Source organism: Streptomyces sp. NPDC090106, from assembly GCF_044747265.1.
Taxonomy (GTDB): domain Bacteria; phylum Actinomycetota; class Actinomycetes; order Streptomycetales; family Streptomycetaceae; genus Streptomyces.
Genome location: NZ_JBIVDS010000037.1, coordinates 1 through 21,842, shown reverse-complemented (window position 1 = coordinate 21,842; position 21,842 = coordinate 1). Strand labels below are relative to the sequence as shown.

The window sequence follows — 21,842 nt, the reverse complement described above, 5'->3', positions numbered from 1 at the left end:
TAGGAGCGGATGCCGACCATGTCGACGACGAGGTTGCCGGAGAACTGCGGGCTGGCGTGGACGTCCCACAGGGGCAGGGCCCTGCGGCGTCTGACGACGGCGGGGCACCAGCCGTGTTCCAGGCTCATGGTGCGGTCCAGGATCAGCAGGCCGGTTTCGGGGGGTGGGTTGTGCAGGCCGACGAAGGTCTGCTCGCCGCGGAAGATGTTGACGAAGCCGTAGAGCATGCCGGTCGCCTCGGCGATGTGGTCGGCGAACTGATCCATCCCGTCATCCGGCCCGACCGGCACGCCCAGGCGCGCGAGGAGGTCCTCACGGGTCTCCCGTTCGGCGAGCTCACGGGCCTGGGCCGCGCTGACGGTCTCCTGGCCTGGGCGGATGGTGTTGCTGCGCGGGACGATCACTCCGGGCTCGGTGATGCCGGTGGGTAAGCCGGTGGGCCTGTGGGTGGGCGTGGGTGCGTGGGTGGGGTGGTGGGTCATCTCAGGCTTCCAGGGTGGTGGGGTGGGCCGGCTGGGGGGTCAGGGCGTGGTCGACGAGGTGGATCAGGACGGTGCCGATGGAGGCGGGGTCGCGGGCGTCGCAGGTGACGACGGGGACGTGCGGGGGCAGGGCGAGGGCCTGGCGGATGTCGGTGAGGGGGTAGCGGTGGGCGTGGTCGAACTCGTTGACGGCTATGAGGAAGGGCAGTTGGGTGCGTTCGCTGAAGGTGATGGCGGGGAAGCTGGAGTCCAGGCGGCGGGTGTCGGCCAGGACGACGATGCCGACGGCGCCGCGGGCGAGGTCGTCCCACAGGTCGCGGAAGCGGTCCTGGCCGGGGGTGCCGAACAGCATCAGCTCGATGGGCAGGGGCACCTCGAAGGTGATCCGCCCGAAGTCGAAGGCCACCGTGGTGGTTGTTTTGGCCTCGATCCCGTCCAGGCTGTCGCACCAGGCGCTGTCCTGGGTGAGGTACTCCTCGGTGGAGACCGGTTCGATCTCACTGACCGCACCGATCGCCGTGGTCTTGCCGACTCCGAACCCTCCGGTGACCAGGATCTTCAGCACTGCCGGACCGCCCGCGGCACGCGGGGGTGCCGCCGGGTCGCGCGGGTCAGCTGGCTTTGGGTGCGGCATCGGACCACTTGCGGATGAGACCGGCACGCAGTGCCTCCAGGAGCTGTTCGGTGGGACGGCCCCCGGCCCCGGCCCCGGAGAGGGGGTCGGCGGGGGTGTAGGCGTGGGTGAGGGTCAGGACCAGGACGCGGGCGTCGATGAGGTCGGAGATCAGCACCCGGGCCAGGGTGAGCGGAACGTGCAGGGTGCCGGCGAGTTCCGCGACGGACCGGTGCCGCTCCCGGCACAAGGCCGCGAGGTGCAGGTACTCGCCCTCGCCCAGCCCTGGTCCCGCTCTGCCGGGGCCGGCGTGGAGGAGGGTGTCGGGGCTGAGCCGGTGCCGGGCGCGGACCCGTCCGCGGGTCAGTGCGTAGGGCCGGACGAACGCACCGCCCGACTCTCCGGATCCTGGGGGTGGGGTCCTGCTCGGGGTGTTCATCAGGCGGTGCGGATGGCCGCGACCATGTAGGGGGCGAACCGGTCCACGAGCTGACCCATCTCGTAGCCCACCGTGCCCGCGTTCGCCGTCGGCTCGGCGATCACCGCCAGCACGGTGTCGACCACGCCCGCCGTGTTCCCGGGCTGGTGGGGGAAAGCGGCGCTGGTTCCGCCGATCGTCGCGAAGATCAGCGCGTCCTCACGCTCGATCACGACCTGCTGCAACGGACCCTTGTCACCGCGAGGGCCGGGGATGTTCTCGCACAGCGAGGCCAGTGTGCCGAGGGTCGCGGCCCAGGTGTCGGCCCAGGTTTTCGAGAAGCCGCTGTCGACGAGGCGGAGCGCGTCCCGGGAGATGAGCAGTGCGTGGGTGACTCCCGGCACCTGCTCGACGAAGTCCACCAGGAGGCCGGCCATCTGCTCCTGGGCGGGGACGGAGGTGCTGCTGGACGCGGCGGTGGTCATGGTCTGGCCACCGTGGTCGTCGGTCATCAGAAATCGGTCTCCTACAACGAATCGGGAAGGGCCGGCCGCGATCACGCGACGGACCGGAACGGCGTTGTCACTGCTGGCGGGCAGGCGTCACGGGCGCGGCGGCTGGTGGCCTGCCCGGCGCGGAGGTAGGGGCGGTGCGGTCGGTTGCGATGGCGCCTCTGAAGGCGTCGGCCAGGCCGTAGCGCGGACGAGTTGCCGCAGCCCGTATCTGAGCCGGAGCTGCTGGGGACGGCGCCTCGTCCTGCGTAGGGACCTGACGGCGAGGCAACGGCGGCCCAGCGACAGCGCCGTCCGGAGCGGAGGCCTGCGCCGGCTGCTGCGGCACCGTGGCCGGCTGCTCTACTCCCACCCGTACCGCCGACGTAGCCGACGGGTGGTCGGGCTGGGTGGGTGGCGCGGGGCGCGAGACGTGGGTGGTGGGAGGTGTCAGTGCCACCAGCAGTCTGGCGGGGACGACTACCAGGGCGGTGGTGCCGCCGGTCGGGTTCTCCGCCAACTGCACCGAGATGCCGTGGCGTTGCGCGATCCGTGCCGCGGTGAGCAGACCGATCCGGCCCGCGCTGACCAGAGCGCCCACGTCCATCTGATCGGGTCCTGCCAGCAGACGGTTCCAGCGGACCCGGTCACCGGGCCGCATGGGGATGGCGACACGGTCCTCGATCTCGATGGCCAGGCCGGTGGCCACCTTCTGCGCCCGCACCTGGACTTTCGTGGTGGAGTCGGAGAAGTGGGTGGCGTTCTCGATCAGTTCGGCCAGCAGATGGGTGAGGTCCGGCCCCACATGCCGGGGCAGGCCCACCTCCACACCCACCGTTCCGGCGGCTACGGTCACCCGGGCGTAGTGCAGGATCTCCTGGTTCGCACCCCGCAGCACCTGCATCACACTCACCGGCTCCCGCGCGCTGCGCAGTGACTCCCCGGCGACCACGGCCTTGCTCTCCACCCACCGCCGCAACCGCGTCACCAGATGATCCAGCGCGAACAGCAGCTCCAGCTGATCCGGGTCCTCGGTCGACTCCTGCAGCCGGTCCAGTTTCTCCAACGCGCGGGCGACCAGGGCGTGTTCGCGGCGTGCGAACTGGTGCAGCATCGACAGCAGCACCGCAGGCTGCGACTCGTCATGCACACGCATCAGAGCGGCGACCGCCTGCACCTGCAGCTCCGCGAGCTGCGCCACCGCCTCATCCGCAAGACCCGTCCCGCCCGGGGCCGGGGCCGGGGCGGTGTCGGGCAGGGAGACGGTGCCGCCCCGCAGCAGTTCCTCCGCCGACCAGGCCACCAGCTTGTCCACCGCGGTGGCCGCTTCCACCACCCGCTGCACCTCGCCCGCATACGCCCGCCGAACGGCCCGGGCCGTCGACCGTGCCCGCACAGCTCCCATGGCGAGGGCGGCGCAGAGCCCCGTGGCTAACGCGGCCAGTAACGCGCCGGCCGAGACCGGAAAGGCCAGCCAGGCGATGACAGCACCGACCAGGACAGCCAGCACGATCAGCAGCGGGGTGAGCACCGCGGCACGTATCTGTTCGGCGACGAACCCGTCCCCGGGCGTGCGGCGCTTCTTCCTGCGGTGTGCGGGGGAGGCCCGGCGGGGCTGAGGACGGAGCTGGGGGGAAGACATGAGTTCCTCAAAGTCGGGTTCAGCAAGGGAAGGACGTACTGGGACGCGTGATCAGGTGACGGGAAGGATGGCCTGCACGGTCTTGCCCGAGAGCCGGCCGTCCTCGGTCTTGATCACGTCCCAGGACAGGCGGCCCTGGTAGTGCGCCACCCACCACGGACCCCGGGGCGTGCCACGGAGCGTGCTGCTCTGGTTGGCGACAGCGGCGAAGCCGGGGAAGTCGGGAAGCGCGTCATCGACCTCGATGAGCAGCTCACGGGTCGTAGCGTCGATGATCAGACGCAAGGTGACCGTGCCGTCGCCGAACGGCTCACCGTGAACGAGGGCGTTGTCCACGAGCTTGTCGGCAACACGGGCAGCGATATCAACATTCCCTTCCCAGCGGGCCATCGTCAGCGCCGGCCGGACCCGCTGCCGCGCCAGCAGACCACACGCCGCACTCGCCACCAGCGACACACTCCAGGTGAAAGCAGGCTCGACCTGCAGCCGCAACGGCAACGGCGTTGTCGCAGCCTCCTGTCGGCCGCTGCACGCCTCACGCGGCGGTCCGTCATCGGGTGAAGGCCCATGGGCCGGCTCACGGATGCTCATTGCTGTGCCTCCGCGGCCGGTAAGGCGAGGCGGCACCAGGTCTCCGCACCCGCATCCCTGGTTCCCCAGGTCCCGCCGCACGCCTTGGCCACGGCCGCAACGAGCTCAAGGCCACGCCCCGACTCGGCATCATCCCCGGCCTCTTTGAGCTGCGCCGCACCCGGCATACCGTCCACGACGGTGATCACCAAGAAGCCGTCACGGACCGCCAGGACCAGGGAGACCTCGCTGGTACCGCTGTGCACCAACGCGTTGGTGAGCAACTCCGAGACAACCAGCAGCGCCTCATCCACCAGAACACCTATCCCGCACTCTTCAAGCCGCGCGGCAGCCACGCGGCGCGCGCCACCGACGAGACGCGCGTCGTCACCGCAGGGCGGGCGCGTGCCACAGCGCGGTTCGACCTTGAACCGCTCACACACCACCACGCTGTCGCGGGCGAGGAGGGAAGGGGCGGGCGATGCGCTGCTGCGAATCGCAGGGTGCTGATGCGCTATTCCGTGACAGTGCGGGCGGCTTACCTGTGACGACGGGCGGAGTGGCTGCCAGATGAGAGGTTTGCTCTGGCCGGGTGGGGGCGGGGTCACGGAGCTTCCTCCGGTTTGCTGGCTGCTGGATGAGACATCGGTGCCTGGTCGATCTCGGCCCACAAGACGGAGGAGCCACTGCGGCGGGCCTCATGTCCGAAGCGGTCGGCGTGGCTCATGAGGAAGTCGAGGACATGGAGGCGGGTGGCTTCGTTGAAGCCGGTCGGCACGTGAGTCCATACGCGGATGACGGCGCCCGTGTCCTCGACGTGGACGAGGGCAGAGTCGCCTTCTTCTGTGCTTGGGGTCAGTGCGGTGGTGAGCAGGGAGGCGATTGAGATGGCCCTGGTGTTTGGCGCACTCACGGGACTCCCTCGTAAACGGCCGGTCACGTAACGTGCTTCTGATGCATTAGCTTGAACCTGATGCATTAAATTGTCAATCGAGATCAGGAAAAAGGCAGTTGACCAGCCTCGACCAGTACGGAGTCCGCACATGGGCCACGACGCACACGCCCCGTACCAGGTCGTCGCGGCGGACATCCGCCGCAGACTCGAAGCCGGAGAATGGTCCGCTGGCGCCAAGCTCCCCTCACGTGCTCAACTCGCTCGCGACTACGGCGTCGGTACGAATGTCCTGCAGAAGGCGCAGGAGCGCCTGATCGCTGAAGGGCTTCTCGAAGGTCGCGCTGGATCGGGCACGTACGCTGCCCAGCCCCGCGAGCGCCGCCGGATGATCCGCTCCCGCCACCGTGAGCGCCGCGGCACGAGCCCTTTCCGCGCCGACATGAGCGACCTCGGCCGCGCAGCTTCCTGGGAAGCCAACTCTCAGGCCCGTACCCCTGCCCCTGAGGGCATCGGCCACCGCCTGGGCATCAACCCTGGTGATGCCTGCGTGCGAACGGACTACGAGTTCCTGGCTGACGGCCACCCTGTTCAGCTCGCCACCAGTTGGGAGCCCATGAGTATCACTGCTGACACGCCTATCCTCCTGCCCGAAATGGGGCCCTTGGCCGGCCAGGGGGTTGTCGAGCGCATGCGGTCCATCGGGATCCACATCAAGAGCGCGCTGGAGATCCCGCGGCCTGGGCGTGCCACCCCAGAGCAGGCCAATCTGCTCGGCATTAACACCGGAGACCAGGTCATGCTCATCGAGCGCACCTACTACGACGACTCTGGCCGCCCCGTCGAGACCGCCGACATCGTCGTCCCTGCCGACCGCTGGGAGATTGCTTACGAATTCAGTGTTGAGGCGCCCTAGCCGCCAGCGGTCCATGGCAAGAGCGAGCCTTGGGTGGTGGGCAGTCCGAGCGGGTACACCACCGCCGTGATCTGCGTTCATTTCACTGCTTCAAGTGCTCGCTGCAGCGCTGCAACTGCTGTGAGTCCGCGCTTTTGAGGAATCAGCCAGTACGGACCGGGCGGCGCATGCCTGTACTCCTGAGGCAGGACCATGTGTGAATTCGTGCCGAGTGCCTGCGTCTCGGGAACATCCCAGAGTGCGGCGCTGCCAGCGGGGACGAAGAAGTACAGCACTGGTTCGGGGCGAGTCGGGTCCACAGCGACGGCGCCGGGGTCATCGATCAGTTCGATCGCGCGTATGCCGAGGTGCCGTTGTACCTTCACGGCGTCCCATTCGACGCCAACGGGCACGAGCCGTAGACCGGCTGCGGTCAGCATCTCTTTCGCATCGTTGCCCATGTTTCGCCCAGTCCTTCGCTGCACTGTCCTGCGAAGGTACGGCCGGGACCGGGGCGGGACCCGAACTGAGAGTTCGGGCGGCCTATGAGTTCGCGTCAGATGAGCTGGAGACGCTGGACGAGTCCGTCGACCTGGTGCCTGAAGGTGGGACGCACGCGCTTGTGGAGGTCCAGGACTATTTCGACGGCAAGTGGACTGCGTGCCAGATCCTCGGGCGCGATGTCCTCAAGATCCAGCAAATGGACGAGGACCGCAGCATCCTCTCCGCGTAGATCGTGACACCTGGCCAGCTCCAGGCTGAAGGTGAACTGACGCTCACGGCTTGGCAAGCTGTGTGTGTCGATCCGGTCGGCAACGCGCAATCCTTCTGATGCATCGCCGGCGAGCATCTCGATGCTCATCGCGTGCATGGCAACATTGGTCGGTCCAAACACCGTCCACTGAACATTGCCCTCACCGATCTGCTCTGCGAGCGGGGCAGCGCGCTGTTCCAGCCTCTCCCGTGCCTCCCACCAGCGGCGGCACCGAGCATCCGAAACCACTGCAACCAGTTCGAGCGCTCCCTCAACAGCTCTTGTCTCAGCAGTCCTAGGCCCGCACCGCAACTGATCAACTGCACGGAGCGCGATCTCCTTAGCCTCCTCCACGGCACCTGGCTCGCTGTGAGAGAGGAACACGTGACCGAGATTCCACTGCGCTGTGGCGATACGGACAGGGTCGTCAGCATCTTCGGCAGCTCGTATTGCTCGATCGGCGACCATGAGGGAGAGGTCTAGGCGTCCGCCGCGACGGCAGTACGACCGCAGGAGCCCGTACAAATCTGCAGCGACGCGAAGGACTTCGCGTCGCGCTTGGGCGTCGGATCCGGTTCGGTGGACCCGCAATGCATGCTCGACGTCAGTGATCAGGCTGGGGAGGACGAGGGCTGAGGCGGTGAAGCGATCCTTCGACGATTGCCATAGCCGCCAAGCCTGCTCGACCCGCTCCCGAAGCTCTGAAGGGCTTGCGAGAACCGAGTCGCCAGATTGGTTGTCGTAGCCCATGAGCGCGCGGGTCACCGCGGGGGCCGCAGTGAGCGGAGCCGATGACTCCTTGACGCTCTCAACGGTGAGCAACGCTCCTACCGGCACCCCCAGTTCGCGGGCGAGACGAGCGAGAACCTCGGTAGAGGGCGTCTTGCGGCCGGCCTCGATCTGCTGGAGATAGCGCTCGGTGATGCCGCACAGTCCTGCGATGGCTGCCTGAGTTCGGTTGCCATTCTTCCGCCGGTAGTGCTTGACCCTCTCACCCACGGGCAACCTTGGTGAGATCACCGCTACGTCCCCTTCCCCGATTGTGTCTCGTAACGTCAGCGTAGGACGCAGTGCTCCACGCTGTGCGCGGGTCGCACACTTTGGGGCGACCCCACGGTCCCGATGGCGGGTGGTGAGATGGGAGGCACGATGCAAATGGTTCTCTGGGACATCGACCACACTCTGATCGACACACGGGGCGTTGGACGTGAGCTCTCCGCAGCGGCCTTTTTGCAGACCACAGGACAGGTCATGCGTGAGCAGGCGAAGATTGACGGCATTACGGAACCCGTCATCTTCCGTGAGACCGCGACACTGCATGGATTGAGCACGACACGTGCCGACTTCGAGCGCTTCGCTCGCGCCCTGACGGAAGGGCATCTGAGGCACGCCGCCGAACTGCGCGAACGCGGTCATGCTCTACCCGGTGCGGCTGCCGCACTTGGCACCCTCGACGCAGATGGGATCCGGCAGACGGTGGTCTCGGGCAATATCCGCCCGGTCGCAGAGATCAAACTGCAGGTATTCGGCCTTGACAGACACATGCTCTGGGAGTGTGGCGCGTACGGCGATGACGACGACGCCCGCTCCGAGCTCGTCAGGCTTGCCCTGCACCGCTCCCGCGTAGCACCGGAGGAGGCAGTGCTGATCGGCGACACTCCGGCTGATGTAGAAGGGGCACATGCCAATGGGATACGGGTGATTGCGGTTGCGTCTGGACATAGTAGTGAGGCCGCACTCCGGGCTGCTGGAGCAGAAGCTGTGCTGTCAGACCTGAACAACACGGAGTTGCTCATGAAGCTTGCACGTGGCCAAGGTAGTTAACGGCTCCTCGTAAGTTTCCGTCCCCACCGTCCAACCCAGCCCCGCGATCATCTCCGTGTCAACGGTGCCGGATCTGCAAATTTGCTCGCGCATATGCCCGCGTCCTGGATGCACCTCCCTGCGCAGTCAGCCATCGCGTCGAAGGCACAGTGCCGGAGCGTTTCTGGCCAAACGCGGGAGCAGGGCTGGCAAGAGGCCCCACCGGTCTCACACCGTCGTGCACATCGTGAAAGTGTGGGAGCTGTTCAATTCTGAGGCTGAAGTGGGGGAGTGGGGCGTGGCTGCGGGGACAGGGCGGATACCTCAGCTGACCCGGGCACACCGGGTCCTGATCGGTGCCGTGGTGTTCGGAGCTGTGGTCATCGCCGGTATCGGCTTCGCCGGGTCGTACGCGGCGGTCCGTGAACTCGCCATCAAAAAGGGCTTCGGGAACTTCAGTTACGTCTTCCCGATCGGTATCGACGCGGGCATCTGTGTGCTGCTCGCGCTGGACCTCCTGCTGACCTGGATCCGGATCCCCTTCCCGCTGCTGCGCCAGACGGCGTGGCTGCTGACGGCCGCCACGATCGCCTTCAACGGCGCGGCGGCCTGGCCGGACCCGCTCGGCGTGGGCATGCACGCGGTGATCCCGATCCTGTTCGTGGTCGCCGTCGAGGCAGCCCGGCACGCGATCGGGCGGATCGCGGACATCACGGCCGACAAGCACATGGAGGGCGTCCGGCTCACCCGCTGGCTGCTCTCCCCCGTGCCCACCTTCCTCCTCTGGCGCCGGATGAAGCTGTGGGAGCTGCGCTCCTACGAGCAGGTCATCAAGCTGGAGCAGGACCGCCTCATCTACCAGGCCCGCCTGCACTCCCGCTTCGGCCGCGCCTGGCGCCGCAAGGCCCCGGTGGAGTCCCTGATGCCGCTGCGCCTGGCCCGCTACGGTGTCCCCCTGGCGGAGACGGCCCCGGCGGGCCTCGCCGCCGCCGGCATCGAACCGGCGCTGCTGCCCCCGCCCCCGGCCCCGGCCCGCGCGGAGGTCGAGGCACCGGTGGCGCTCCCGGCCGTCGAGGCCGCACCCATCCCGGAGCCTGCCTCTGCTGGCGTGGGCGCCGTGAAGCAGACGGGCGGAGGTGACATCGACACCAGGGCCTCTGCAGTGCCTGAGCATGGGGGAGTGGCAGACGGGGGAGCGTGGCCGGACGAGACCGAGGGGTTCGCCGCGGCCTACCAGGCGTGGATTGCCAACTTCCAGACCCAGCCCACCGTGGCCCAGTTCGCCTACTGGCTCCAGGACCACGGCATCACCACAGCCGCAGGCGGACTCCTCACTGAGGCGCAGTTGCAGCCCCTCCTTGATGTCCTCACCCAGCGCTATGGCGCGGCATCCGAGCCGACCGATGCGGAGCAGCAACCGGCGGACGCCTCCTGGGACGACTACTTCTATGGCGCGTGGAGCGCCTACGCACAGGAATTCGGAGTCCATCCCGATGCCGCAGCGCTTGCGGCCTACGTCTACGAGCGGGACGGTCTCACCGACAACCAAGGCACGCCCATCACCGGCGACGCCCTGAAGAGCTTCGTCGAGGGCTTCCAGCAGCGCGAGTTCGGCGGTGTCGACCCGATCAGCACCGCCACTGGCGGAGCGACGGTTGATAGGGAACAGGACGCTGTGGCGCAGGCCCCTGACGCGCAGGAGACCACCGCAGATTCAGCCGTTGCGGGGCCCGCCGTGCAGACCGCTGCCGATCCGCTGGCGACCACGCCTGCCGAGCACCAGCAGGCAGCCCGGAACCTCGGAATGAATCCGTCCGGAGACGGGCCCGGGGCGACGGATGCCGCGGCGGGGGTTCCGCGCGCGTCCGCGGCCGACGACCTGCTCCCGCGACAGACTGCTCTTGACCTATCAGCCTCACCGGTCTCAGGGGCCGCTAACGGGGATCCGGATCCGGGCGTGTGGGAGGCAACGGTGACGGACACCGGCGAGGCCACGGCGCGCGTCGCCGACCCGCAGGTCGACGAGACGCCAGTTGAGGAGCTGACCGAAGATCAGCGGATCGCCCGCGTCGTCCAGTGGCTGCTCGAAGCAGAAGCTGCAGGAAAGCGCTTCTCGGGAGCTGAAGCAGCCCGCCGAAATGCAGTGTCTCCTAAGACAGGTCAGAGGGACGTTCTCAAGGCCAAGGAGATCCTGAAGGCCCAGCAGCAGGAGCGAGGCCGCGGGCACCTGCGCTCGGTCCGCAATCCCTGATCTCTCAGTCGGACACCAGTTGCGCATACCCGAGCCCGGACGTGAATCTCCGGGCCCTCAGCGTGTGCGTACCCACGGCGCCGAGATAGGCGGAGTACCCGACCCAGGCTTCCTGGAGTCCCTGGCCCGAGCGGATCGGTGGCCAGCGTTTGCCGCGGCGGTGGACAGCGAGGACCGGACCATGCACGCCGGCCATCCGCGCTTTCCCCCTTGCCCTCTTCGCGACCTGGACAGCTGGCTCAGGCGCGGGCCTGATCGCTTGCCGTGACCGATGCGCAGCCTGCAGATCGTGACCGATGGCCGCTGGGGGGGGAGCAGGGCATGACCGACTCAGGGTTGTGACCGATGACCGAGGGTCTCCCTACCGGTCATCGGTCATGACCGGTGGCCCTGTATCGGTCACGGCTGCCGTGACCGATACAGGGCGCCGTAATGCCTCCTAACCGCGGGGATCGACAGCGGTCCACCCGCCCCGATCGGTCACGGCCCGCCGCCACCAGATCGGTCATGGTCACCATCCCGAGGCTTCGAAAGCCGCATCCATCAGCCCGCGCGCACGGCGAAGGGCGCCATACCGAGCACCCGGCTTGCCCACGTGCCAGAGGGCTTGCCCGGTCCGCCCATCTGGGCTTGCCCACCCCGCATCGAGGCTTGCCCACTGCGGGCATGCCCAACGGGAAGTGGAACGGGCAAGCCTCTCACCTGCATCGTTCGGGTTTTGGGCAGGCTTTCGGGCATGCCCCGGTGAGGAGAGTTCACGGCAGGAAACCCGAAAGGAGTCAGTGCCGTGCTCGACCTGCCGACCATCACCCCGACCGCCCGTGGGATCTTCGCCCGCTTGGACGCGGAGTGGGCGGAGCTGTGCGAGGACAGGTCCGTCCGGGACGCGGTCGCCGACTGGCTGAAGGCCGATCACCTCGCCGACGACATCGCTGCCGTGACCGATGCCTGGGTTCAGGCCCTGGGCCCAGAGCAACTCCTGGCCGCCCTGAGGCCCGCCCACGGGGTGCTGTCCGACGCCCTGACCGATGCGGTGTTGCGCAGTCTCCTGATCCGTGCGACCGGCCATGACCGATCGGCCACGCTCGCCGGACGGATCATCGTCCAGGCCATGCTTCCGGCAGCGGTGCGGATGACGCGGGGACAGGTGCGGGGGACCGGGGGCCGCTCTTGGGACGACGTCGGCCACATGGTGATCGCCGCCCTGTATGAGGTAACCCGCTCCGGTCGCATCCACACCCGGCCCGGCCGGCCCGCCGCGAACCTCGCCCTGGACACCCTCAGCCGGGTCTGCCGGGAACTCGCCGCCGAACGCGAGCCGGACAGCGAGGATCTCGCCGTCACCGAGGACCTCGTCGATCCCGCTCCCGGTCCGGCTGGGCACGCCCACGCCGCCGCCCTCCAGGAGGCGGCCCTGTCGGCCGGACTCACCACCAATCCTGTCGGTGAGACAGAGGCCAGCAGTGCGCGCCTCGAACTCCTCGAACTCGTCCTGGAAGCGATGGAGCACGGCTCCATCAGCCTCACCGACGGGCAGGCCATCGCCTGGCACTACACCACCACCCCGGTCCCCGATGCGCAGGCCGCGCACCACTCCGGCGTCACGGCCGCCGCATGGAGACGCCGCCGTAGCCGCGCCGTCGAGCGCCTCAAGTCCCGGCTGCGCCCTGCCGCCTGATCCCACGCCCGATTCCGAGAGAGACGGAGACCTGCATGCCCACCGTTACGAAGACCCGGCTGGACGAAGACGAGGAGCGCGTCACCCGCGCCCAGCGGCTGCTCATCGGCCTGGGCGCCGCCCTCGTCGCGACCCCCTTCGACGCCTCCACCTACGACAAGCTCCGCAGCTTCCTGACCGACGACGCCGACAAGGTTCTTGCCTCGCTGGAAGTGCTGAGTGGACGCCCCGAGGCCGAACTGCGCGCCCGGGCTGCGGAACTCGCCGGTCATCACCTCCTGGCTGGAGGCACTGTATGAGGCGCGCACTGACCCGCCGTCCCGCCCACGACGCACCGCCCCCGGCACCCGTTCAGGCAGAGGAATGGGACGTCGACGAGCCGGATGCGACGGAGGACCGGATCGGCGGCTGGTCGACCGGTGCCCGCGCCAACAGCAGTGCCGTGCTGCGCTGGGCGGCCTGGGGGCTGATCGTCCTCAGCCCCGTCCTCGGTATCGCCGCCTTCGCGCGGGCCTCGACGATCGCCGTGGCGCATCCGGCGCCGACTGCGAGCACGTCGACCGGCACCGGTTCTCAGGGCGCGGCCGGCTTTGCCAGCCTGTTTGTCGCGCAGTACCTGCGGGCCGGGGAGGGCGACCAGAACCAGCTGGCCGACTACTACCCGGCTGCCGGTGAACTCCAGCTGGACGGCGAGCCCGGACGCCGTCACGGCGAACAGCTCACCGTCGTACGGCTGCGGCAGACCGACCCTGCCGTGTGGTCGGTGACCGTCGCCGCCCGCATCGTGTCCGACATCAAGCAGACGGTCCGGCCCACAGCAACGACCGGCGACGGGCAGCCCTCCGCCGCAGCCGCGGACAGCCTCCACTACTTCCAGGTCCCCGTCGCGGTCGGCTCGGCCGCCGCAGGAGCGAGCGGATACACCGCCCTGGCGATGCCAGCCGAAGTCGCTGCGCCCGGCCGCATCAAGACCCCGGATCTGGTCTACGGGCCCGCGCAGGCGGCGTCGGGCTCCGACCCCCGGGTCCGGGCGGTGTCCGAGTTCCTGACCGCCTACCTGGTCGGAACAGGGGAGCTGGACCGCTACCTCGCTCCCGGCACCCAGATCGCCGCGATCTCCCCGGCTCCCTACACCGGCGTGACGGTCGACCAGCTGCAGATCGAAGGCGACCCGGGCACCGGGTCCATCCCCTCGGTTCCCGCGGACGGAACCCGATGCCGCCTCCTCGCCTCGGTGCGCGCCACGGGCCACGACACCGTCCGTGTCCCACTGTCCTACTCACTGACCCTCAAGGCCCGAGCGGGCCGCTGGGAGATCGCCTCCCTCGACGGCGCCCCCGCACCCGCCGTGCCCGAACGCGCCCCTGTCCCCGCTGCCATGCCCACCCGCTGACCCAAGGAGCATCATGCACACCGTCACCCTCGCTGCCGACTGGATCACCATCGGCACCGGACTCGGAACCGACCTCAAGACCCTGATCTTCAAGGTGTTCATCCCGGTCCTGTGCGGGATCTTCATCCTCGTCGTCGGCTTCAAGACGAGGTCGCCCGGCCCGACCCTGATGGCCGTCCTCTTCGCCGGGGTGGTCCTGGGGTTGTCCCTGAGCATCAACACCATCGGTGAGACAACCAGCGACACCATCAACGAGTACAACAACGGCGGGGACGGCGCGGTCGTCCAGGGCGATCAGTGAACCCGCCCACCGATATGGATGAGGACCTCATCGGGCGCTGCTACACCAAGGCCCGGCGCGCTCCCCTCGTGCACGGCGTGGTCCGCAGCGTCAACGGCGGCCCCAACTTCCGTCTTCCGTTCGGCCCGTACACCCTCACCCAGCTAGCCGCGATCGTCCTCTCGGTCGGCCTGCTGATCGTGTCCCGAACCGTGTGGGGCGGGCACGGCGCAGGTGACGTCTTGGTCCTGCTCCTCGTCCCGGCCAGCGCAGCCTTCGTCATGCGGCACCTGCACATCGACGGCCGCAACCCGGCCGCCGCCGCGGCCAGCGTCGCGCTGATGCTCGCCGGCCCCCGCTGGGGCCGCGTCCACGGCCGCCCCCTGCGACCGTCTCGCGTCGAACGCGACGCGCCCCGCGTCACCCTCACCGCTGCCGGCTCCGGCACCGCCCCGCTGCCGGAGCCGGCCCGAACGCAGTATTCCCGCTGCCCGGCCCCCCAGCCCTTGACGCCTCCGGCGACGACGGCAGCCCCTGTGCCCATGGCGTCCGGGGTGCAGGCCCTGCTCGCCCGCCGCACCCCGACGGCACCCACCGACCTGGAGAACTGATGCGTCTGCCGATCCGGCACATCGCCAAGAACCTGATCTTCACCACGTCCGGCACCGTCTGGGCGGTGTGGCGGGTCGCGGCCGCCAACTACTCCCACGCCCCGCAAGCGGCGAAGAAGCGCCGCCTGAAAGCACTTGAGTCGCTGTTCAAAGCCCTGTCCGGGGAGCCGATGTTGCTGAGCCTGTGCCCCCAGGTCGACCCGATCGCCGTCGTGCGGGCGATGGTCGCCGACGTCGACCTCGCGCGCAGCCCCCGTTACGAGCAGCTCGGGAACGCCGTCCTCGACCAGCTCGAGGCGATGGACCTGACAGGGCGCACCGACTGGCTGGCCGTTCCGCTGCCGGCCGCCTCGCACAAGGACATGGCCGCCGCAGCGTTTCGTGCGGCACGGGCCGAAGTGTCCACTGCGCTCGGGCTGATGCCCGCCCCGATCACCTCAAGCGAGCTCACCGACCGCGCCGCGCAGGCGGAACGGATGCACGCCCGCTGGCCCACCGGAGTCGCGATGCGGCCCGCCACCGAAGCCGAGATCCTGTGGATCTACGGACACAGTGCCCGGCGCGGGCTCTCCGAGCCGTTCCTGCCAGACGGCACGGAGCCCGCGATCCGCGGCCGCGGCCGCACCGTGGCGGCGCTGGGGGAGATGCTCCTCGCCGAGGGCGGCACCGACTTCCAGCGCCCGCGCCGCCCCCCAGGAAACCCCTTCCAGCGCCGCTTCCTGCAGGTGTCCAGCGAATGGGGCGACTCCTACCAGTCGATGCTCGCGCTGGCCGAGATGCCGGAAGCGTTTGCGCTGCCCGGCGCCGCCTACCTGCAGCAGCTGGACGACCTGGCCTACCCGGTGGACTGGGCGGCCCGCCTGGTCATCACCCCCGGCCGCAAAGCTGAAGCCAAGAGCCGCAAGCGGGCGCGGCACCTGCGCTCCCAGGCCGCCGAATACGAAGGGGATCCGGCCGGGCCGCCTGCCTCCATCAGCAAGAACCAGGCCGACAACGACGAGTTCCGCGAGCGGATCTCCTCCTCCGCACGCGAAGTCGAGATCCAGGTCATGGTCACCCTCGCCGTGTGGGGCACCCACCCCGACGACGTGCAGGACCGGGCTGCCGCGCTCGCCCACGATTTCGGCGCCAGCGACTACACCTTCGCCCGGCCGGTGGGGGAGCAGGCCAACCTCTGGCGGGCCATGCTGCCCGGCTGCCGCGCTCCCCGGGTGATGACCGGCTACGCCCAGACCCTGCTCGCCCACGACTTCGCTCTCGCCATGCCCTGGTGCGGCAGCGCCCTCGGCGACGACCGCGGCGGCCTGTTCGGCCTGCAGCTCGCCTCCGGCGGCGCCCGCCCCGTCCTCGTCGACCCCGCCCGCGGCCCCCGCGAGAACGCCTCCGCCTGCATGGCCCTAATCGGCGAACTCGGCGCCGGAAAGTCCGTCGCCATGAAAGCCGCCGTCTACAACGTCCTCGCCCGCGGCCACCAGCCGGGCAAGCCCCTGTCCCGCGGCCGCGCCGTCATCGTGGACCGCACCAAGGAAGAGGAATGGGTCCGCTTCGCGAAGGCTTGCCCGGGCAGCAGCCAGGTCATCCGCATCGGCCAGGAAGCCGAAGTCAGCCTGGATCCCCTGCGGCTGTTCAACGCCGGCAACCCGAAGATCGCCGCCCGGTTCTGCGAGAGCTTCCTGACCCTGCTCCTCGGCGTCAAGCCCATGGACCTCGAAGGCATAGCCCTGTCGGAGGCCGTCGAAGCCGTCCTCGCCGCCCCGCAGCCCTCCATGCGGTCACTGATGGAAGAACTCGCCAGCCAAGGCAAAGACGACGTCGCAGCCCGCAACCTGGCCCGCAAGCTCAAGGCCGTCGCCCGCAAGGACCTGTCAGCCGTCGTCTTCGACGACACCCTGCCCGTCGTCGACACCTGCCGCGCCGACACGGTCGTCTTCGCCGTCAACTCCCTCCAACTGCCCAAGAAGGCCGAGCTCGCCAGCGACCACCGCATCGAACGCCTGGAGTTCGAGAAGGTGCTGGGCCGCGCCGTCATGTATCTGATCGCTGCCGTCGCCCGCGAGACGGCCATGGCCTCCAAGGACGAGTTCGCCGTCGCCGTCTTCGACGAATGCTGGTACCTCACCTCCTCCGACGAGGGTCTCGACCTCCTGCTGGAACTGATGAGAGACGGCCGCAAGCACAACGCGGCCGCCTACGTCGGAAGCCACGACCCCGACGACATCGGCCCGGCCGGCTCCGAGAAGGGGCAGATCATCCGCGGCCTGATCCCGCACCGCCTCATGTTCCGGCAGACCACCCGTGTCCTGGCCACACGCGGTCTCGACTTCCTCGGTGTCGACTCCACCGACCCCGACCTCGTCGACCTGGTCACCGCCGGACTGTCCCCGATCGACCTGCAGGAAGACGAGCGCATCGCCCGCGCCGGCGAATGCCTCTACCGCGACCTGCCCGGCCGCGTCGGGCTGATGAAAGTCCTCATCCCCTTCGACCACCAGGTCGCCCGCGCCATCCACACCACCCCCAGCGACTACCGGACCACAGCATGAAAACCCTCAGCCGCATCCGGGCCCGGGCCCTGGGCGGCACCCGAATCCGCACCGCCATGCTGGTCGCCGCGTGCGCCGCGACGACGCTGACCCTGCTCACCTCACCGGCCGCGCACGCCGAGCCGACTCCCTCTCCCACCGCCACCGCCCCGGCCTCCGGCAGCACCAGCACGCCGACACCGCAAGAACTCGAAGACCTGCAGGACTTCCTGGAGGAACAGAACGAGAAACTGTCCAAGTCCGCCCAGGCGGCCCTGATGGACACAGCCGCGGAGGACCTGCGCAAGCAGCTGCCCGACGAGGGCGGCATCCTCGGCGTCTTCAACGTCACCGACGTCAACGGCCTGCCGATCAGCGTGTACACGGTGCAGTCCGACACCGGCAGCTTCATGCGCTGGGACCTCGGCATGATGAACTTCCTGACCGAGGGCCTCTACATGGTCACCAAGTGGCTGATCGCGTTCTGCTGCTGGCTGATCGGCTGGAGCCTCTCCTTCGGCCTGGCCAAACTGCTGCTGAGCCCGGCCCTGGCGATCGCCAACTCCGTACACACCCGCATCGTCATGGAGCTGGGACTGCCCAGCGTGTTCCTCGCCGTCATGACCCTGCTGTGCACGGCGCACATCTTCTTCGGGGACCGGGCCAAAGGCTGGGGCGACGCCGCCCTCTCCATCGTCCTGGCCGCCCTCACCACCACCGTGCTGACCTCCACCCCCCAGTTCCTGCTCGGCCAGGACAATGGGGCCATCGCCGCCGCCCGCGGCTTCTCCCTCGAAGCCGCCGACATCATCCTCGACGCGGACCCCACCACTCCTTGGTCCACCAACGACATCACCACCCCCGCCACCTCCTACACCCTGTCCCGGCCGCTCACCGACGCACTGACCGACGCGTTCATCGTCAAGCCGGCGATGCTCCTCCAGTACGGGCAGGTCTTCGAGGGCGCGTGCGCGGCCAAGTACGGCGAGAAACGGATCGAGCAACTCGTCTACGACCGCCAGATCGACGCCATCGTCAAGAAGGGCACCACCCTCAACAACCTGATGCCCGACACCATCGGAACCGCGATCACCGTGGACGGCGCGGCCGCCCGCTGGGTGTTCAACCACTACGGCGGGCCGCCCATGGACGACTTCGAGAAGGCCTGCGTCAAGGGCGACACCAACGCCGCGAAGAAGGCCTCCCTCGACAAGCTCGGCGGCTCCCTCTTCCTCCTGGCCGCCGCGATGATCGTGTCCGTCCTCATCTCCGGCCTCGCCAGCAGCTTCCTCATCGCCCAGTGCCGCATCGCCTGGGACGCCATCCGCGGCGAACCCGCCCTGATCGTCGGCACCATCCCCGGCCCCGGACGCGCGTTCCTGTGGGACTGGGTGGCCTCGATCTGGCGCAACCTGGCCGCGATGCTCATCTCGGTCATCTCCCTGGCAGCGTTCATCATCATCCTCAAAGCAGCCCTCGACCCCGCCCAGACCGACTGGGGCAACGAACTCACCCTGCGCTTCCTCGCCGTGGACGTCCTGTGCATCGCCGCCGTCAAGAAGCGCAAGACGCTCCAGACACGCACGCACCAGATGGCGAACCACCTCAAGACGAAGCTGTCCCACAGCCGCATCGGCGGCACCCACGGCTCGATCTTCACACCCGGCACCACCCCAGCCCTCGCCGCCTCCCACCTGGGGCGCAAGACAACACGCGGACTCATCCGCGGCACCCTCGTCACCACCGCCCTCGCCACGGGCAACCCCGCCCTCGCGCTCGCCTACTCCATGCCCCGCTCCCTCGGCGCGACCACCCTCATCAACCGCATCAGCCGCGGCCGCGGCGGCACCTCACGCCCGCGCAACGCCCGCCCCTCCAGACGCCCTTCCCCGCAGCCGGCACCCACCTCGACCCCCGGCACGGCCACCGGACCAGCGCCGCACACCCCCGCCCTGCCCACGCCCCCGAGCACCGCACCACCGCGGCCTCACTCACCGCCCCGCCCCACCGGCAGGCCGCAACCGGCACCGCCCCCACGGCCCTCGAACCGGCCAGGCAGCTACACCGCCCGCCCCGTCGGCACCCGCCCGGCCACCAGCACGACCCGGCGACCCCGCCACCCGGTGCCGACCCAGCCCCCGCAATCCGCTTCCCAGCAGCAGCTGCGCCGCCGGCTCGACCGCGGCATCCGGCGCACACCACCCAGCCCGCGCCGCAGCCTCAACCCCAACCGGTCCAACCGCGACGAGTACGAGGCACATCTGACCGGCCTGGAAGAAGCTGAGCTGGCACGCCGCACGGACGGCACCACCGGCGATGCGTAGACGTCGCAGCAGGTGGCTGGGCGCGGTCGCCGTGATGCTGATGGCCGGGGTCATCCTCATGGCGGGGATCGCCGCCCACGTCGCCGCCCTGGCCAAGACCCAGCAAGACGAAGCGGAAGCCCAACGCATCTGCACCACAGGCATCGCGGGCGTCGGCTCCGCGGGCCTGGACACGGACACCGCCGAACTGGCCCAGAACGTCAACGCCCTGGTCACCGCCAGCCGCGACATCAGGGTGCCCGGCACATCCGGCGAACAAGTGCACTTCGCGAAAATCGTCACCGCCACCGGCATGGTGTTGGGCTTCCCTGCCCGAGGACAGATCATCGCCCTCGCCACCGCCCTGCAAGAGTCCGGACTGCGCAACCTCAGCCACGGTGACAGCGACTCCCTCGGACTGTTCCAGCAGCGCCCCTCACAGGGCTGGGGCACCACCACGCAGATCATGAACCCGGTGTACGCGAGCAAGAAGTTCTACGCTGCCCTCAACTCCGTGAACGGCTGGCAGACCCTGGCGCTGACCGACGCCGCGCAAACGGTCCAGAAGAGCGGCTACCCCGACGCCTACGCGGACGACGAGACGCTGGCCACCCAGCTGCAGCAGGCGATCGCCACAACCATGGGCTCCCAGGCATCCACCCCGGCTGCAACCGGCACGACAGCGAACATCCTCGCCTGCGGCCAGAGCGACGGATCACAGTACGGGGCGATCCCGGCCGGATCCGTCCCCGACGGATACCAGATCCCCGCCACCGCCACGCCCGCAGCCCGAGCGGCGATCCAGTGGGCGCTCCAGCAACTCGGCACCCCCTATCAATGGGGCGGCAACTGCACCAACCCGCACGGCAGTCAGCGCTCCGGCCGGTGCGACTGCTCCTCGCTCATGCAGCGCGCCTACGGCGTCGCTGGCGTCCAGATCACCCGCACCACCTACACGCAGATCCACGACGGCCGCTCCGTCTCCGCAACTGCAGACGCCGTACAACCTGGCGACCTGGTCTTCACCGAGGGCTCCGCTTCCCGGCCCGAACACGTGGCCATGGCGATCGGAGACGGCCTGCTCGTACACGCCCCGCGCCCAGGCCGCGTCGTGGAAGTAGCAAAGATCGCCACACACGGAACCATCCTCGTCGTACGGAGGATCGCCTAACTGCCCGAAGGCCTTGCAGGTTCCGAATAGAGGCGTCACTGTCCAAGTGATTTGTCATCAACTTGGCGTTGGACTTGTCCGGCTGAGAGACACGTTCTAGTCGTTGACACTCAGGATGGCGCGCGCAGCTGACGAATTCAGTCATGGCCTCCTCGTGCTCCCGCCAGCACTGGTCGAGCAGGGGGCCTATCTCAGGCTCCATACAGTCGCTGAGCAGGGCCGACGCCTGCTGTGTCTCCAAGGCCGGGAGCTGGTCGAGAGCCGTAGACGCTGCATCGTGCACCTCCATCATGTTCACGGCATCGGCTGCATGCGCAGCACGGTAGGCATCCAGGGCCTCCACAGCGCGGCGGGCATCGTCGTACTCGGACAACCAGACACTGACACCGGTCAACTGCATGTAGAGCCGGTACGCCTCACCTCGTTGGCGAGCGAGGCGTTGGAGGTTCTGCGCCGCATTCAGAACGCGGGTGGACACGATGGTGAGGGAGACGGGAGCGACAAGCTGGACCACCCCCAGGCGTGGAGAAGGTCGTCGTAGGCAAGCGTGGAGTCCGTGTCGGGCTCCCGGAACATCGTGTGCAGAACTCGGCCGAACGCCCTGTCGGTGCGGATCAGATTCGTTGCTGCGCTGATCCGCTGCTCGTGCAGAGCAGCGGTGTGGGCCGCTGCTGCGGCGTGGTCGGCCTGTTCCCGGACTGCTTGGAGGGTGGCTGCCGCAGCCGTTTCCGCTGCTTCCTTCGCAGCCTTGGCCTGCGCGACATTCCCGCCGGCTTGCACCTTGGTGCCGAGCCAGACTCCGGCGAAGGTGAACACGATGGGGAGGAGCAAGACTATGAGCGCTTGGTGCTCCTTGAGGAAATCAATCACGCACTGATCTTCCCCTGCAAAGCGCCCTCACCGGGAGGCCAACGCCGCGTCCCGGGTGCTCAGGCTGCAGCGTGTAAGTCGGGCGGGTGGCTTTGTTCGCGAGAACTGGTAGGGCTTGGTCAGGTTCGTAGGGGTGTGGGTATGTCGCGGTGGCAGGTGGGACAGGCGCCGGTCCAGGTGGCGAGGAGGGTCTGCAGTTCCCG

The 21,842-nt window shown here is 68.8% G+C and carries 21 protein-coding genes and 1 pseudogene; 11 read left to right on the top strand and 11 right to left on the bottom strand.

Going from position 1 to position 21,842, the window contains the following annotated elements:
• The 8 genes from ACIPSE_RS47025 to ACIPSE_RS46990 all read right to left on the bottom strand — a co-directional run.
• A partial coding sequence (locus tag ACIPSE_RS47025; protein ID WP_401676319.1) for a GAF domain-containing protein occupies positions 1 to 482 on the bottom strand: 482 nt, incomplete at its 3' end.
• Position 483: 1 nt separating this feature from the next.
• The gene (locus ACIPSE_RS47020; RefSeq protein ID WP_401676317.1) at positions 484 to 1,047 is read right to left on the bottom strand and encodes a GTP-binding protein; all 564 of its coding nucleotides are present in this window, start codon (positions 1,045 to 1,047) and stop codon (positions 484 to 486) included.
• A gap of 46 nt (positions 1,048 to 1,093) precedes the next feature.
• Positions 1,094 to 1,534 (bottom strand): DUF742 domain-containing protein, encoded by a 441-nt coding sequence (locus ACIPSE_RS47015; protein WP_401676315.1) that lies wholly within the window; start codon positions 1,532 to 1,534, stop codon positions 1,094 to 1,096.
• Entirely contained in the window at positions 1,534 to 2,025 is a 492-nt protein-coding gene (locus ACIPSE_RS47010) for a roadblock/LC7 domain-containing protein (protein ID WP_401676314.1), read from the bottom strand. Before ACIPSE_RS47010 ends, ACIPSE_RS47015 begins: the two co-directional genes overlap by 1 nt.
• A gap of 70 nt (positions 2,026 to 2,095) precedes the next feature.
• Complete coding sequence (locus tag ACIPSE_RS47005) at positions 2,096 to 3,646, bottom strand: ATP-binding protein (RefSeq protein ID WP_401676312.1); 1,551 nt, start codon at positions 3,644 to 3,646, stop codon at positions 2,096 to 2,098.
• A gap of 51 nt (positions 3,647 to 3,697) precedes the next feature.
• Positions 3,698 to 4,237 carry a hypothetical protein gene (locus ACIPSE_RS47000; protein ID WP_401676310.1) on the bottom strand — a complete coding sequence of 180 codons (540 nt, stop codon included), beginning with the start codon at positions 4,235 to 4,237 and terminating at the stop codon, positions 3,698 to 3,700.
• Complete coding sequence (locus tag ACIPSE_RS46995) at positions 4,234 to 4,659, bottom strand: ATP-binding protein (protein ID WP_401676308.1); 426 nt, start codon at positions 4,657 to 4,659, stop codon at positions 4,234 to 4,236. The genes ACIPSE_RS47000 and ACIPSE_RS46995 overlap by 4 nt, the downstream gene beginning before the upstream one ends.
• 161 nt (positions 4,660 to 4,820) lie before the next feature.
• The gene (locus ACIPSE_RS46990) at positions 4,821 to 5,129 is read right to left on the bottom strand and encodes a hypothetical protein (RefSeq protein ID WP_401676306.1); all 309 of its coding nucleotides are present in this window, start codon (positions 5,127 to 5,129) and stop codon (positions 4,821 to 4,823) included.
• A gap of 130 nt (positions 5,130 to 5,259) precedes the next feature.
• On the opposite strand from ACIPSE_RS46990, the gene ACIPSE_RS46985 reads away from it, so the two are divergent.
• Positions 5,260 to 6,024, top strand: a complete 765-nt coding sequence (locus ACIPSE_RS46985) for a GntR family transcriptional regulator (RefSeq protein WP_401676304.1) — start codon at positions 5,260 to 5,262, stop codon at positions 6,022 to 6,024.
• Positions 6,025 to 6,101: 77 nt separating this feature from the next.
• On the opposite strand, the gene ACIPSE_RS46980 is transcribed toward ACIPSE_RS46985, so the two are convergent.
• Both ACIPSE_RS46980 and ACIPSE_RS46975 read right to left on the bottom strand, forming a co-directional pair.
• The gene (locus ACIPSE_RS46980) at positions 6,102 to 6,464 is read right to left on the bottom strand and encodes a hypothetical protein (protein ID WP_401676302.1); all 363 of its coding nucleotides are present in this window, start codon (positions 6,462 to 6,464) and stop codon (positions 6,102 to 6,104) included.
• A gap of 95 nt (positions 6,465 to 6,559) precedes the next feature.
• Positions 6,560 to 7,756: a helix-turn-helix domain-containing protein gene (locus ACIPSE_RS46975; protein WP_401676300.1), complete on the bottom strand. Its 1,197-nt coding sequence runs from the start codon at positions 7,754 to 7,756 to the stop codon at positions 6,560 to 6,562.
• 150 nt (positions 7,757 to 7,906) lie between these two features.
• On the opposite strand from ACIPSE_RS46975, the gene ACIPSE_RS46970 reads away from it, so the two are divergent.
• From ACIPSE_RS46970 to ACIPSE_RS46925, 10 genes and pseudogenes are all read left to right on the top strand, one after another.
• On the top strand, positions 7,907 to 8,581 hold the full coding sequence (locus tag ACIPSE_RS46970) for an HAD family hydrolase (protein ID WP_401676298.1): 675 nt from the start codon (positions 7,907 to 7,909) through the stop codon (positions 8,579 to 8,581).
• A gap of 298 nt (positions 8,582 to 8,879) precedes the next feature.
• Positions 8,880 to 9,660 (top strand): annotated as a pseudogene (locus ACIPSE_RS46965) (DUF2637 domain-containing protein); the annotation flags it as partial.
• 1,938 nt (positions 9,661 to 11,598) lie between these two features.
• The gene (locus ACIPSE_RS46960; protein WP_401676296.1) at positions 11,599 to 12,489 is read left to right on the top strand and encodes a hypothetical protein; all 891 of its coding nucleotides are present in this window, start codon (positions 11,599 to 11,601) and stop codon (positions 12,487 to 12,489) included.
• A gap of 35 nt (positions 12,490 to 12,524) precedes the next feature.
• The gene (locus tag ACIPSE_RS46955; protein WP_401676294.1) at positions 12,525 to 12,788 is read left to right on the top strand and encodes a hypothetical protein; all 264 of its coding nucleotides are present in this window, start codon (positions 12,525 to 12,527) and stop codon (positions 12,786 to 12,788) included.
• The gene (locus ACIPSE_RS46950; RefSeq protein WP_401676292.1) at positions 12,785 to 13,882 is read left to right on the top strand and encodes a conjugal transfer protein; all 1,098 of its coding nucleotides are present in this window, start codon (positions 12,785 to 12,787) and stop codon (positions 13,880 to 13,882) included. Before ACIPSE_RS46955 ends, ACIPSE_RS46950 begins: the two co-directional genes overlap by 4 nt.
• Positions 13,883 to 13,895: 13 nt before the next feature.
• Positions 13,896 to 14,183, top strand: coding sequence for a hypothetical protein (locus ACIPSE_RS46945; RefSeq protein WP_401676290.1), 288 nt, complete (start codon positions 13,896 to 13,898; stop codon positions 14,181 to 14,183).
• Between the two features lie 14 nt (positions 14,184 to 14,197).
• Positions 14,198 to 14,773, top strand: coding sequence for a hypothetical protein (locus ACIPSE_RS46940; RefSeq protein ID WP_401676288.1), 576 nt, complete (start codon positions 14,198 to 14,200; stop codon positions 14,771 to 14,773).
• Positions 14,773 to 17,316 carry an ATP-binding protein gene (locus ACIPSE_RS46935; RefSeq protein ID WP_401676286.1) on the top strand — a complete coding sequence of 848 codons (2,544 nt, stop codon included), beginning with the start codon at positions 14,773 to 14,775 and terminating at the stop codon, positions 17,314 to 17,316. Before ACIPSE_RS46940 ends, ACIPSE_RS46935 begins: the two co-directional genes overlap by 1 nt.
• Positions 17,313 to 19,619, top strand: a complete 2,307-nt coding sequence (locus tag ACIPSE_RS46930; RefSeq protein ID WP_401676284.1) for a hypothetical protein — start codon at positions 17,313 to 17,315, stop codon at positions 19,617 to 19,619. Before ACIPSE_RS46935 ends, ACIPSE_RS46930 begins: the two co-directional genes overlap by 4 nt.
• Positions 19,612 to 20,769 (top strand): C40 family peptidase, encoded by a 1,158-nt coding sequence (locus ACIPSE_RS46925; protein ID WP_401676282.1) that lies wholly within the window; start codon positions 19,612 to 19,614, stop codon positions 20,767 to 20,769. The genes ACIPSE_RS46930 and ACIPSE_RS46925 overlap by 8 nt, the downstream gene beginning before the upstream one ends.
• 459 nt (positions 20,770 to 21,228) lie before the next feature.
• Here ACIPSE_RS46925 and ACIPSE_RS46920 read toward each other — a convergent pair whose 3' ends face one another.
• A complete protein-coding gene (locus ACIPSE_RS46920) occupies positions 21,229 to 21,639 on the bottom strand; it encodes a hypothetical protein (protein ID WP_401676280.1) in 411 nt (136 codons plus the stop codon).
• Positions 21,640 to 21,842 lie beyond the last annotated feature (203 nt).

Coding starts and splice junctions, on each gene's coding strand:
- ACIPSE_RS47015 (WP_401676315.1), bottom strand. CDS start 1,534: ATGAACACCCCGAGCAGGACCCCACCCCCAGGATCCGGAGAGTCGGGC.
- ACIPSE_RS47010 (WP_401676314.1), bottom strand. CDS start 2,025: ATGACCGACGACCACGGTGGCCAGACCATGACCACCGCCGCGTCCAGC.
- ACIPSE_RS47005 (WP_401676312.1), bottom strand. CDS start 3,646: ATGTCTTCCCCCCAGCTCCGTCCTCAGCCCCGCCGGGCCTCCCCCGCA.
- ACIPSE_RS47000 (WP_401676310.1), bottom strand. CDS start 4,237: ATGAGCATCCGTGAGCCGGCCCATGGGCCTTCACCCGATGACGGACCG.
- ACIPSE_RS46985 (WP_401676304.1), top strand. CDS start 5,260: ATGGGCCACGACGCACACGCCCCGTACCAGGTCGTCGCGGCGGACATC.
- ACIPSE_RS46980 (WP_401676302.1), bottom strand. CDS start 6,464: ATGGGCAACGATGCGAAAGAGATGCTGACCGCAGCCGGTCTACGGCTC.
- ACIPSE_RS46970 (WP_401676298.1), top strand. CDS start 7,907: ATGCAAATGGTTCTCTGGGACATCGACCACACTCTGATCGACACACGG.
- ACIPSE_RS46955 (WP_401676294.1), top strand. CDS start 12,525: ATGCCCACCGTTACGAAGACCCGGCTGGACGAAGACGAGGAGCGCGTC.
- ACIPSE_RS46950 (WP_401676292.1), top strand. CDS start 12,785: ATGAGGCGCGCACTGACCCGCCGTCCCGCCCACGACGCACCGCCCCCG.
- ACIPSE_RS46945 (WP_401676290.1), top strand. CDS start 13,896: ATGCACACCGTCACCCTCGCTGCCGACTGGATCACCATCGGCACCGGA.
- ACIPSE_RS46940 (WP_401676288.1), top strand. CDS start 14,198: ATGGATGAGGACCTCATCGGGCGCTGCTACACCAAGGCCCGGCGCGCT.
- ACIPSE_RS46935 (WP_401676286.1), top strand. CDS start 14,773: ATGCGTCTGCCGATCCGGCACATCGCCAAGAACCTGATCTTCACCACG.
- ACIPSE_RS46930 (WP_401676284.1), top strand. CDS start 17,313: ATGAAAACCCTCAGCCGCATCCGGGCCCGGGCCCTGGGCGGCACCCGA.
- ACIPSE_RS46925 (WP_401676282.1), top strand. CDS start 19,612: ATGCGTAGACGTCGCAGCAGGTGGCTGGGCGCGGTCGCCGTGATGCTG.